At 71.7% G+C, this 12,071-nt stretch carries 12 protein-coding genes; 7 read left to right on the forward strand and 5 right to left on the reverse strand.

All coding sequences use genetic code 11. The annotated features are described in order from the left end of the window. The first annotated feature begins 1 nt into the window (after nt 1). The 7 genes from rimO to ABD987_RS30765 all read left to right on the forward strand — a co-directional run bounded on the left by rimO (nt 2) and on the right by ABD987_RS30765 (nt 7,159). A complete protein-coding gene (gene rimO, locus ABD987_RS30735; RefSeq protein WP_345401816.1) occupies nt 2-1,444 on the forward strand; it encodes a 30S ribosomal protein S12 methylthiotransferase RimO in 1,443 nt (480 codons plus the stop codon). Further along, the gene (pgsA, locus tag ABD987_RS30740) at nt 1,441-2,100 is read left to right on the forward strand and encodes a CDP-diacylglycerol--glycerol-3-phosphate 3-phosphatidyltransferase (protein ID WP_345401819.1); all 660 of its coding nucleotides are present in this window, start codon (nt 1,441-1,443) and stop codon (nt 2,098-2,100) included. The genes rimO and pgsA overlap by 4 nt, the downstream gene beginning before the upstream one ends. A gap of 4 nt (nt 2,101-2,104) precedes the next feature. Continuing rightward, entirely contained in the window at nt 2,105-2,566 is a 462-nt protein-coding gene (locus tag ABD987_RS30745; RefSeq protein WP_345401822.1) for a CinA family protein, read from the forward strand. Nucleotides 2,567-2,665: 99 nt separating this feature from the next. Then, nucleotides 2,666-3,139, forward strand: a complete 474-nt coding sequence (locus tag ABD987_RS30750) for a helix-turn-helix domain-containing protein (RefSeq protein WP_345401825.1) — start codon at nt 2,666-2,668, stop codon at nt 3,137-3,139. 457 nt (nt 3,140-3,596) lie between these two features. Further along, nucleotides 3,597-4,445 (forward strand): PspA/IM30 family protein, encoded by an 849-nt coding sequence (locus tag ABD987_RS30755; protein WP_345401828.1) that lies wholly within the window; start codon nt 3,597-3,599, stop codon nt 4,443-4,445. A 32-nt stretch (nt 4,446-4,477) separates the two neighbouring features. Then, nucleotides 4,478-5,491, forward strand: a complete 1,014-nt coding sequence (gene pspM / locus ABD987_RS30760; protein ID WP_345401831.1) for a phage shock envelope stress response protein PspM — start codon at nt 4,478-4,480, stop codon at nt 5,489-5,491. A gap of 240 nt (nt 5,492-5,731) precedes the next feature. Continuing rightward, a complete protein-coding gene (locus ABD987_RS30765) occupies nt 5,732-7,159 on the forward strand; it encodes an allophanate hydrolase-related protein (RefSeq protein ID WP_345401834.1) in 1,428 nt (475 codons plus the stop codon). Here the strand turns inward: ABD987_RS30765 and ABD987_RS30770 are convergent. The 5 genes from ABD987_RS30770 to ABD987_RS30790 all read right to left on the reverse strand — a co-directional run bounded on the left by ABD987_RS30770 (nt 7,128) and on the right by ABD987_RS30790 (nt 12,068). Continuing rightward, the gene (locus ABD987_RS30770; RefSeq protein ID WP_345402440.1) at nt 7,128-8,183 is read right to left on the reverse strand and encodes a quinone-dependent dihydroorotate dehydrogenase; all 1,056 of its coding nucleotides are present in this window, start codon (nt 8,181-8,183) and stop codon (nt 7,128-7,130) included. The genes ABD987_RS30765 and ABD987_RS30770 overlap by 32 nt on opposite strands. Nucleotides 8,184-8,249: 66 nt before the next feature. Beyond that, entirely contained in the window at nt 8,250-8,810 is a 561-nt protein-coding gene (locus ABD987_RS30775) for a GNAT family N-acetyltransferase (RefSeq protein ID WP_345401837.1), read from the reverse strand. A 405-nt stretch (nt 8,811-9,215) separates the two neighbouring features. Beyond that, nucleotides 9,216-10,265: an adenosine deaminase gene (gene add, locus ABD987_RS30780; RefSeq protein ID WP_345401840.1), complete on the reverse strand. Its 1,050-nt coding sequence runs from the start codon at nt 10,263-10,265 to the stop codon at nt 9,216-9,218. 126 nt (nt 10,266-10,391) lie between these two features. Continuing rightward, nucleotides 10,392-11,195, reverse strand: coding sequence for a DNA-formamidopyrimidine glycosylase family protein (locus tag ABD987_RS30785; protein ID WP_345401843.1), 804 nt, complete (start codon nt 11,193-11,195; stop codon nt 10,392-10,394). A 3-nt stretch (nt 11,196-11,198) separates the two neighbouring features. Then, nucleotides 11,199-12,068: a ParA family protein gene (locus ABD987_RS30790; protein ID WP_345401846.1), complete on the reverse strand. Its 870-nt coding sequence runs from the start codon at nt 12,066-12,068 to the stop codon at nt 11,199-11,201. Between the last annotated feature and the right edge of the window lie 3 nt (nt 12,069-12,071).

The raw sequence follows: 12,071 nt of genomic DNA on the forward strand, positions 1-12,071 counted from the left end.
CGTGCCTTCTCCCACCACAGAGCCCGACAGCGGCCGACGCGTCTCCTTGCTGACCCTGGGCTGCGCCCGTAACGAGGTCGACTCCGAGGAGCTCGCCGGCCGCCTCGCCGCGGGGGGCTGGGAGCTGACCGCGGATCCCGAGGACTCCGACGTCGTGGTGGTCAACACCTGCGGCTTCGTCGAATCGGCCAAAAAGGACTCGGTCGACACCCTGCTCGCCGCGTCCGACACCGGCAAGAAGGTCGTGGCGGTCGGCTGCATGGCCGAGCGCTACGGCCACGAACTCGCCGAGAGCCTGCCCGAGGCGGACGCGGTCCTCGGCTTCGACCACTACGCCGACCTGTCCGAGCGGCTCGGCGACGTCGTGGCGGGCCGCTCGATCGCCGCGCACACGCCCTCGGACCGCCGCAAGCTGCTGCCGATCAGCCCGGTGCACCGGCCCGCCGCGGCCGAGACGGTCGAGGTGCCGGGCCACGCCCAGCACGGCTGGGGCCCGCGCGTGCTGCGCACCCGGCTGGACGACGCGCCGGTGGCCGCGCTGAAGATCGCGTCCGGCTGCGACCGGCGCTGCTCGTTCTGCGCGATCCCGTCCTTCCGCGGCTCGTTCGTGTCCCGGCAGCCCGACGAGATCGTCGCCGAAGCGATGTGGCTGGCCGAGCAGGGCGTCAAGGAGCTCTTCCTGGTCAGCGAGAACTCGACCTCCTACGGCAAGGACTTCGGCCGCGACGGCGCCAGCGCGCTGGAGCGGCTGCTGCCGCGCCTGGCCGGGATCGAGGGCATCGACCGCGTCCGCGTCTCCTACCTCCAGCCCGCCGAGACCCGGCCGCAGCTGGTCAAGGCCATCGCCACCACACCGGGCGTCGCGGACTACTTCGACCTGTCCTTCCAGCACTCCAGCGAGCGGGTGCTGCGCCGGATGCGCCGCTTCGGCTCCACCGACTCCTTCCTCGCGCTCACCGAGCAGATCCGGGAGTACGCCCCGGCCGCGGGCATCCGCACCAACGTCATCGTCGGGTTCCCCGGCGAGACCGAGGAGGACCTCGCCGAGCTGGAGCGCTTCCTCACCGGCGCCCGGCTCGACGCGGTCGGTGTCTTCGGCTACTCCGACGAGGACGGCACCGAGGCCGAGACGTTCGACGGCAAGCTCGACCCGGCCGTGGTCGCCGAGCGGGTCGCGCGGATCTCCGCGCTGGTCGAGGAGCTCACCTCGCAGCGGGCCGAGGACCGGATCGGCGACCTCGTCGAGGTGCTCGTCGAGCAGGTCGGCGAGGACGGCGACGACCCGATCGGCCGCGCCGCGCACCAGGCGCCCGAGGTCGACGGCGAATGCGTCGTGCTGGACGCGCCCGAGTCACTCGCGGCCGGTGACCTGATCCGCTGCGAGGTCGTCGACTCCGCGGGCGTCGACCTCATCGTCCGGCCGGTACCGGACGCCGACCGGTGAGTGCCCTGCCGAGCGACGCGGGCGAGGGCAGTGCGCCGCACGGCCACGGCCAGGACGCGCACGCCCCGGCCCACGTCCCGGAGCCGACCCCGGTCCCGACGCTCAACATCGCGAACCTGCTGACGCTGTCGCGGCTGGTGCTCGTGCCGCTGTTCGTCGTCGCGCTGTTCCTCGGCGACGGCACCGACACGTTCTGGCGGGGGCTCGCGACCGGGTTGTTCGTCGTCGCCTCGGCCACCGACCAGGTGGACGGCTGGGTCGCCCGCCGCTACGGGCTGATCACCGACTTCGGCAAGATCGCCGACCCGATCGCGGACAAGGCGCTGATCGGCGCCGCGCTGATCGGGCTGAGCCTGCTGGGCGAGCTGTCCTGGTGGGTGACGATCGTGATCGCGGTCCGCGAGATCGGCGTGACCCTGCTGCGCTTCTGGGTGATCCGGCACGGCGTCATCCCGGCCAGCCGGGGCGGCAAGGCGAAGACGATCGCGCAGATCGCCGCGATCGTCGCCTACCTCCTGCCGCTGTCCCCGGGCGCCGCGCCGGTGCGCTGGGTGCTGATGGGGCTCGCGGTGGCGCTGACCGTGGTGACCGGGCTGGACTACCTCGTCCGCGCGGTCCGGCTGCGGGCCGCGGGACGCCGGGCTACCGGGGCCTGAACCGGTGGAGGCCGTGGAACTCGTGACGTCGCTCATCGAACGCGGTGAGACGATCGCCACAGCGGAGTCCCTCACCGCCGGCCTGGTCTGCGCGACGCTCACCGGCGTGCCCGGGGCGAGCGCGGTGGTCCGCGGCGGGCTGATCGTGTACGCCACCGAGCTCAAGGCCGAGCTGGCCGGGGTCGACCGGGCACTGCTCGCCGAGCACGGCGCCGTCCACCCGGAGGTCGCCGCCCAGCTGGCCGACGGCGCCCGCGCACGCTGCGGCGCGAGCTGGGGACTCGGGCTCACCGGCGTCGCCGGTCCGGCCGCGCAGGACGGTGTCGCGCCGGGCACGGTGTACGTCGGGCTCGCCGGGCGGGGAACACGGACTGTGCGTACCCTCGCCCTCGACGGCGGCCGCGAGCGGATCCGGGCCGAAGCGGTGCGTGCGGCGTTCGCGCTGCTCGGGGAACATCTGCGCTGACTCGCGCGTTCGCCCTTGGCGTACGCACACCTCAACTCCTGCGCTCGGGGCGCCGCTCTGGGTAACGTAGGGGGTACCAGTTCGGAAGGGAGGCGCGTGATGACCGTGCTGTTGCGCGAGGCGATCGGTGATCGGCTCCGTCATGCCCGCACCAACCAGCGTCGTACGCTGCGCGACATCTCCCGCGCCGCCAAGGTCAGCCTCGGATACCTCTCCGAGGTGGAGCGCGGGCAGAAGGAGGCCTCCAGCGAGCTGCTGGCGTCCATCTGCGAGGCGTTGGACCTTCCGCTCGGTGAGCTGCTCTACAACGTCGCGGCCGACGTGTCGGCTCTCGACACGGTCGAGGTCGCGCAGGTCGACGAGCGCGCCGAGGGCGCGCCGAGGGAGACCGTGCCGGAACGCGGTGCCGCCGCCGAGGCGTCGGTGGCCGGTGGTTTCGAGGGCGGCAGGCTGATGTCGGAGCTGATCGGCAACGATCTGGCCGACCTGCAGATGTCGCCGCCCCAGCGGATGAGCCCGACACTGCGCACGACGATCGGCGCGCCGAAGCTCGCGTCGATCATCGCCGCATAAGACTCGCGAGTGGGCGAGGTGTGTTCGCGGAAAGCGCGAACACACCTCGCTCGTCGTGTTTTCTGGGGGTGCAACCCCCAGGCCCCGCCCGGGGGCACGCCCCCGGACCCCCACCGTGGTTGCGCTGGCATGTCCCGAACGTGGCGTTCGGGACGATCAACGTCCCCAACGTGTCGTTCGCGACATCCCCGCCGGAAATGCCGGGACAGCCTTGCTGACCTCACGTAACGCACTGGGGGCGTGTCGCTGCGCAGTGTTCCGAGGTACCGGCTCGGCGGGGCCGGTGACCACGCAGAGTCAGGGAAAGCCCTGATTTACGACGGGTCGCCTGGAACGCCGGGGGATGACCTGACACGATGGAACCCAACACCGGGGCCGGGACGTTGCATGAGCAGGGGAGTGACGCCCCACCGACCGGTACTCAAGCCAGTGGGACGCAAGAAGGCAGGCGGAGGAGATGGCCAACCCGTTCGTGAAGTTCTGGAAGTACATGATGGCGGCGTTCTCGTCGAAGATCGACGAGCACGCCGACCCGAAGGTACAGATCCAGCAGGCCATCGAGGAGGCTCAGCGTAACCACCAGGCGCTGACCCAGCAGGCCGCTTCCGTGATCGGCAACCAGCGGCAGCTGGAGATGAAGCTCAACCGGCAACTCGGTGACGTCGAGAAGCTGCAGTCCTCGACGCGCCAGGCGCTGGTGCTCGCCGACGAGGCCCGCGCGAAGGGCGACGAGCAGAAGGCGGTCGAGTTCGAGAACGCCGCCGAGAGCTTCGCAGCCCAGCTGGTCACCGCCGAGCAGAGCATCGAGGATCTGAAGACGCTGCACGACCAGTCGCTGCAGGCCGCCGCGCAGGCCAAGCAGGCCGTCGAGCGCAACGCCACCATGCTGCAGCAGAAGCTGGCCGAGCGCACCAAGCTGCTCTCGCAGCTGGAGCAGGCCAAGATGCAGGAGCAGGTCTCCGCCTCGCTGAACCAGATGAGCGAGCTCGCCGCGCCGGGCAACACGCCGTCGCTGGAAGAGGTCCGCGACAAGATCGAGAAGCGCTACTCCACGGCGCTGGGCTCGGCCGAGCTCGCGCAGAACTCGGTGCAGGGCCGCATGATGGAGGTCCAGGCCTCGACGACGCAGCTGGCGGGACACTCGCGGCTCGAGCAGATCCGCGCCTCGATGCGCGGCGACTCGGTGGCCCAGGTGACCGACGGCAAGGCCGCCGCGGCGCCGCAGTCCTCCGGCGGCAGCTCGGCGGACATCCAGCGGGAGATCCAGGCGCGCGTGCAGGCCGAGCAGGGCAAGAACCCGGCCTGAGCCGCCGGGCAGACCATCACAGGGGGCTGGGCATGGGCGAGGACCGCAGACGACGTGACTGGCGCGGGGACTACAACGACCTCAGCGCCAAGCTCGAGAAGCACATCGAGCGGTTGCCCGACTACGCCCAGCGTGCCCAGGAAAAGCTGCATCGGTACTTCCCGCCGGGTGAGCAGCCCGGCGGGAAGTCCGCGCAGCGGCCCGCGATGCCGCCGCGCCCGCCGATGCCGCAGCGTCCCGCCATGCCGCCGGTACAGCGGCTCACCGGCATGTCGCTGTCCTCGATGGCCGACCAGGTTCCGATCATGGCCGACGCCAAGGCCAGGTGGGATCGCTGGAACCAGCCCGCGGCCAAGCTGGAGCGCCGCAAACGCCGCACCTCGCGCGCGATGACGTTGTGGATCCTGCTGACCATCCTGTGCGGCATCTACATGGTCGCGGCCGGTACCGGAGTGTTCAACGTCAGCGGGGCCGCGCAGATCCCCCAGGCCGTCACGGCGCTCGCCGGGATGGTCGTGTTCGGCACCCTCGGTGTCCGGTCGGGGCTGCGGCTGCGCACCCTCAAACGTGTCGAACTCCCGCAGGCCCCCGCCGGACCGCCGCCGCTCCCGCCCGCGGGCTCGATGGCGCGGGAGCCGATGGAGCGGCTGGCCGAGAGCGAGGCGTCGCTGGCCGAACTGCTGCGCCAGCTGTCGCTGCCGAGCGCGCACGGCGTCTCCGCCGTGCCGGAGATCTCGGTCGCCGACGCGCGCAACACCGCCGACGAGGCGGCCAAGGCACTGCGCGGGCTCGCCGCGCGGGTCCAGGCGCTCGAACGGGGCCGCGACGCCGCCCCGGCACGGGAGAAGTCCGCGCTGGAAGCCGCCGTGCGGAAGATGCGGGAACAGCTCGACGACGGTCTGGACGGCTACGGCGCGCTGCTGGCCGCCGCGGGCCGCGCCGTCGCCGCGAGCGGCGACGGCGGGATCGGCGCCTCGAAGGACGCGCTCACCGACGCCACCGATCGGCTCGCCGGTCTCGCGCTCGCGCTGCGTGAGCTTTCCTGAGCGTTTTCCGCTCCCCGGAACGGGTCGCGTTGCACAGCGGCGTCACCGCCTGTTCACCGCGCGGTACCGCAACACTCGCGTAATCAGAATCGTCTGGCTACGGAAACGCATGGTGCGTAGCGTTTCGCGTATGCATGGACTGGTGGCACCTGAACGGAAGTGCGCGATGCACTAGAGGTTCGCCGGCGCCGACCGTACACAGTGGACGCTTTCTCGATCACGCCGAGGAAAGGACGCCCCGTGAACACGATTCCGCCGGATCCCGAGCCCATCCCGTCCCCACCGCCCAGCGCGCACCAGCGAGTCCTGGCGGCGTTCGAGTGCCTCGCCGAACTGGACCGCCCCGAACTCTGGACCACGCTCCGCGCCCAGGAAGACGTCCTCGTCGACGCGAAGGCCGTCGACGAACGTGTCCGGGCGGGCGACGAGCTTCCCCTGGCGGGCTCGCTCCTCGCGGTGAAGGACGTCGTCGACGTCGCGGGCCTGCCCACCGCGTCGGCCCGTTCGTCCACTTCGTCCGTCCCCGACGTGAGCGCCACCGCGGTCGCGCGGCTCACCGCCGCCGGCGCGGTCGTGCTCGGCAAGACCAGCCCGGGGCAGCTCGCGCTCGACCCGCTCGATGTCGCCGGTGGGGTGGCGGCGGCCGTCTCGCTCGGGATCGTCGACCTTTCCCTGGGCACGGATCTCACCGGTCCCGGCCGGGTCCCCGCCGCGCTGAACGGCGTCGCCGGGGTCCGGCCGACGCCCGGCCTGGTGCCGGTGACCGGTGTTCTCGGCGGGGAGTGTCAGGGCGTGGTGGTCTTCGCCCGCAGGCTCGTCGAGGCGCAGCGCGCGGCCGGGCTCATGACCGGTCCGGACGGTCTCGATCCGGATTGCCGGAACTGGCCCGCCGACGTCCGGTTCGGCGTGGGGGAGCATCCGCGGGTCGCGATGCCGGACGATGGCTGGCTCCGGTCGCTGACCGCTTCCGCGCGGCGCGCCCTCGGCACCGCGGCCGCCGCCCTGCGCTCGTCCGGCGCGGTGGTCGAAAGCAACCTCGAAGCCATGGGGGAGAACGAGGAGCGCCGGATACCCGAGGGCTGCGACGCGCTTCTGCTCCCCACCGCGCCCGTGCGTTCCCGCTTCGCCGCGGTCCGGGTGCCGTCGCGGCCCGGCGAACAGGGCCCCTCTGGCGTCACCGTGGTGACCAGGGCCTTCGACGACCAGATCGGGCTGGACCTCGCGGCGGTCCTCACCGGGGAACCGCCGTCGTTCTGCTCCGCGCCCGGCGCGGATCTGGTGGTGTTCGGTGCCCACCTGCGCGGGCAGCCGCTCAACGCGCGCCTCACCGCGCTGGGCGCGCGTTTCGTGCGTCCGGTGCGGACGGCCGAGCGGTACCGGATGGTGCTGCTGCCGGTCGAACCACCGCAGCCGGGCGTACTGTCCACAGGGGACACCGGGCTGGACGGCGAGCTCTGGCGGCTTTCCCCGGGCGCGCTGGGCCGCTTCGCCGCCGAACTGCCCGGGCCGTTCGTGCTCGGCCGGATCGACCTGGAGGACGGCTTCCGCCCGACGGCCGTGCTGTGCGAGGACGCGGCGGCGAAGGACGCCGAAGATCTCGGCCGGTACGAGTCGTGGCGGGGCTACCTGCGGTTCGTCAGTACCGCCGGCCCGCGAGACCCCGGGTGACGCGCCGCACCAGCCCGGGGCCGTGCAGGGCGAACCCGGTGTAGAGCTGGACGAGGCTCGCGCCCGCGTCGAGCATCCGCGCGGCGTCGTCGGCGCCGAGGATCCCGCCGACGCCGATGATCGGCAGCCCGCCACCGGTTTCCTCGTGCACGAAGCGGACGACCTCGCGCGCGCGGGCGGTCAGCGGGCTACCCGACAGCCCGCCCGTCTCGGCGGCGAGATGGGCTTCGCCCGCCGCGATGCCGTCCCGGCCGAGCGTGGTGTTGGTGGCGATGAGGCCCGCGACGCCGTGGTCGAGGCAGACGCCGAGGAGTTCGGCCAGTGCCTCGTCGGTCAGGTCCGGCGCGACCTTGACCAGCAGCGGGGTCGGCGCCCGCCCGGCCTCCTCGGCGAGCGCGCCCGAGGTGAGCCGCAGTTCGGCGAGCAGCTCCGCGAGCGCGGCGCGGTCCTGCAGCGCGCGCAGGCCGGGCGTGTTGGGGGAGCTGACGTTGATCGCGAAGTAGTCCGCGTACGGGTGCAGCGTGCGCAGCGAGAAGCGGTAGTCCTCGACGGCCTCGTCGAGCGGGGTCACCTTCGACTTGCCGATGCTGATCCCCAGCGGGACACCGGGTTTGCCGTCCGCGGCGAGCCGGGTGGCCAGCGCCCGCGCGCCCGCGTTGTTGAAGCCCATCCGGTTGATCACCGCGTCGGTCGCCGGGAGGCTGAACAGCCGCGGCCGGGGGTTACCCGGCTGCGCGTGCCGGGTGACCGTGCCGACCTCGACGAACCCGAACCCCAGCGCGGGCCACGCGGCCAGTGCGTGCCCGTTCTTGTCCATCCCGGCGGCGAGGCCGACCCGGTTGGGGAAACGCAGGCCGAGCACCGAGACCGGGTCGTCGGTGCGGTAGACCTTTTCGATCGCCCGCAACGCGGGGGAGACACGGCTCAGCCGGGCGAGCGCGGCGACCGTGCGCTCGTGCACCAGCTCGGGGTCGTGGTAGGCCATGCGATACAGCGCCGGACGGACGATCTTCTCGAAGAGCACGGCGTCCATGCTGCCTCATCGCCGCCGCGCCGCCCGGCGCAGGTGGTGCCCGGCGTGAACCAGCCCTCAGCGGCTGGCCTTCCACTCCTCTTCGAGCATCGCGTAGACGAGTTCGTCGGTCCACACGCCCTTGACCATCTCGTTCTCCCGGAGGTGCGCCTCCTTGCGCATGCCCAGCCGTTCCATCAGCGAGGCCGACGCGGTGTTACGGCCGTCACAGCGGCCGATGATCCGGTGCAGGCCGAGATCCTCGAACCCGAGCCGCAGCAGTTCGGTGGCCGCCTCGGCGGCCAGCCCCTTGCCGTGGTGGTCGGGGTGGAAGACGAAGCCGATCTCGCCCTGCCGGTGCTCGGCGGACAGGTACTCCAGGTTGAGGTCGCCGATGAGCTGCCCGGTGGACGCGAGTTCGACCGCGACGGCGAGGAGTTGCCCTTCGGCGGACAGGGTCGAGCTGTGCACCCGCTTGGCCAGCGCGGCGGCCGATTCGGCACGGCTGCGCGGACCCCAGTAGAGATAGCGGGCGACGTCGGATCGGGACTGGAAACTGTTCAGGGCGTCGAGGTCGTCGGGCCGGAACGGGCGCAGCAGCAGACGGTCCGTGGTGATCGGATAGTCGGGCCTGAGCATGCCGTTCAGGCTAGTCATGAGACGTCCGTTCGGGGGAACATCGCAACCCCTTCTTCGCCCAAGGCCGAAATCCGATCGGCGGGCGGTCGTCCCGACCGGATGGACGGCCGCCGGATCAGTAAATGGGTAACCCCCGGCGATCCTCCCGAACGCCGTCAAACGTTCGGGCCCGAGCCGGACTGGTGCTCGGGTACGCCGGGGGCCCGGTGACTGCCTGGTATTCGCGATGGTCACGAGTCCCGTGACCGATAGCAGGCAGCACACGAAGCAGGCGATGAGCCGAAGGTGGCTCGCGTTGTATCGCTGCTCAAGGTCCTATCGTGTGCCATCCGCTAGCGGACAGCCACCTCACGAGTCCTGTGGGAATACAACTTAGGACCACCTCCTTTCTCGTGTACCGCCACGCTATGCGAAGTCCTCGGGTCCCGGCAACGTGATTTCGTTGATCTCCTTCAGGAGCGCGGTTTTCCGTGCCGGCGCGAGGAAGGACACCTCGACCGCGCTCCGGGCGAGCCGGGCGATTTCGGGCGCGCTCAGCCCCAGCGTTCCGGCCACCGCGAGGTATTCGCCGTTCAGGGTGGCGCCGAACATCGGTGGGTCGTCGGTGTTGAGCGTGACGAGGACGCCGTGGTCGAGCAGGCGGCGAACGGGGTGGGCCTCGATCGAGCGGACCTGCCCGGTGCGGACGTTCGAGGTCGGGCACACCTCGAGGGGAATCCGGTGCGCCGCAAGGTATTCCAGCAGCGCCGGATCACCGGCGGCGCTGGTCCCGTGGCCGATCCGCTCGGCGCCGAGGTCGTGGATCGCCGACCAGATCGTCGCGGGCCCGGTGGTCTCCCCGGCGTGCGGGACGCTGCGCAGCCCGGCCTCCCGCGCCGCGGTGAAGAACGGCTCGAACTGTGCCCGCCCCACCCCGATCTCGGGTCCGCCGAGCCCGAAGGACACCAGTCCTTCGGGCCGTTCGCGCAACGCGAACGTCAATGTCTCCCGTCCGGCCTTGACACCCTTCTCGCCGGGGATATCGAAGCACCAGGCCAGTTCGACGCCGTGGTCCGCCGCCGCGGCGGCGCGGCCGGACTCCAGCCCGGCGAGCAGGTCGTCGGCGGACATCCCGTCGAGGAGGTGGTTGTAGGGCGTCACGGTGACCTCGGCGTAGCGCGCGTTCTGCGCCGCGAGATCGGCGGCCAGCCCGGTGACCAGTGTGTGGATGTCGTGGCGGTCGCGCACCAGCGAGGTGACCGCCAGGTACACCTTCAGGAAGTGCGCGAAGTCGCGGAAGGTGAAGAACGCGGCCAGTTCGTCCGCGTCGGCCGGGACGCCCGCGGCGGGCCGCCGCCGGGCCAGTTCGAGCACGGTCGGCAGGCTCGCCGAGCCGACCAGGTGGACGTGGAGTTCGGCCTTGGGCAGGGCGTGCACGTACGCGCGCAGCGCCCGCCCGGTCAGGATTTCGGGCATGACAAAGCTCCCTGGGAATGGAGTGAGGTGACGTGTGGGGGAAGGGGCGATGGTCAGGGAGCGAGGTCGCCGCGTTCGGTGTCGGCCCCGTAGAGCGGGAGCTTGAACGTCGTCACACCGCGGATACTACCGGCTCGGGGCGGGGCCTGGCTGGCATTTCGGGCAGTACCAGGTGGGCCTGCGGTACACGTCCTCGCCCTGCTGGGCCACCAGGACCCGGCCGCCGCAGCGGAAACAGCCCTGGCGGGTCCGTTCGTAGACCCAGTTCCGGCGGCCGCGCGCCAGCTCGCCGGTGGTGCTCTGCTCGTGCCGCCAGGCGTTGGCCAGCAACAGCTTTCGCGCCAGTGCGACGGCCTTCGCGGTGTCCACTTCGGACACCGGGGTCCACGGGGAGACCTTGAGCAGGAAGCAGATCTCGACCTTGTACAAATTGCCGACGCCCGCCATGACGCGCTGATCGAGCAACGCGAGCCCGAGTTCCCTCCCCGGTTCGGCGGCGAGCGCCGCCGCCGCGCGCCGCGCGTGCTCGTCTGTCCACTGTGGATCGAGCAGGTCCGGCCCGAGGTGGGCCACCAGGGAGCGCTCCTCGGCGGTGGGCACGAGTTCGAGGTCGTGCACGCGGAACCCGATCGCCTGCACGTCCCGCGACGCGAGGACGACCCGCGCGTCGTGACCGGGACGGCGCCACCGCGCCCCGGCGGGGTAGATGTCCCACGCGCCGTCCATCCGGAGGTGGCTGTGCAGCGTCAGGTCACCGGAGAACCGGGTGAACAGGTGCTTCCCGACCGTCCCGGTGCCGAGCACGTCCCGGCCCGCGAGGTCCACAGTGGCCAGTGCGGGATGGCGGAACTCCCCGCGCACCAACGTCTTCCCGGCGAGCGCCTTGTCGAGCCGCTTCCCGGCGAGGAAGACGGTGTCACCCTCGGGCACGGCTCACCCCGCGTTGCCGGTGACTTCCGCCGCTTCGCCGGCGCCGGTCTCCTCGACGTCGTCCTCGCCCTTGACGCGGTGGCGGCCCGCCCGGCTCGACCGCAGGATCTTCGCCAGGACCATGTTGAAGGTCAGCGCGATCTCCTGCGCGCCGGGGGAGTGCCATTCGTGGATCGGGCTGCACGCGCCCTGCGCCTGCTGCACGGCGAGCCGGTCGGTGATCGCGGTCGGCATCACCAGCGGGCCGAAGTTCTCCCGCAGCTCGGCGATCCGGAACTGGTGCTCGTAGGAGCGGACCCGCAGCCGGTTGACCAGGACGCCGATCGGGCGCAGGTCGGGGTTGTTCTCCTTGCGGATCCGCTCGATCGCCTCGAGCGCGCGCTGGGCGCCGGCGACGGCGTACATGGTCGGCTCGGTGACGATCAGCGCGCTGTCCGCGGCGACCAGCGCGGACTTGGTGAGCCTGCCCAGCGACGGCGGGCAGTCGATGATCGCCAGGTCGTACGGCGTCTCCCGGATCGGCGCGCGGTGCAGTTCGTCCAGTGCGCGGGAGAGGTTTTCCAGCCTGCGGTTGTCGGCGTCGGGCTCGTTGAGCTGCTCCAGCTCCTCGGCGCCGACGAGGACGTCGACCTCGTCGCTCCAGACGCTCGGCGCGATGGCGCGTTCGAGCACCGCGCGCTGCGGGGTCTCGAGGACGTCGGCCAGTGTGGCGTCGGTGTACGGCGGGTCGAGCGAGGTGGTGGCGTTGCCCTGCGGGTCGAGGTCCGCGACGAGGGTCCGTGTTCCCCTACGCAGCGCAGCGGAAGCTATACCGAGAGCGACCGTCGTTTTGCCGACGCCTCCCTTGAGGCTGAGAACGGCGACCGTGTGCACCCG

The sequence above is a fragment of the Amycolatopsis samaneae genome (assembly GCF_039541975.1).
GTDB lineage: Bacteria > Actinomycetota > Actinomycetes > Mycobacteriales > Pseudonocardiaceae > Amycolatopsis > Amycolatopsis samaneae.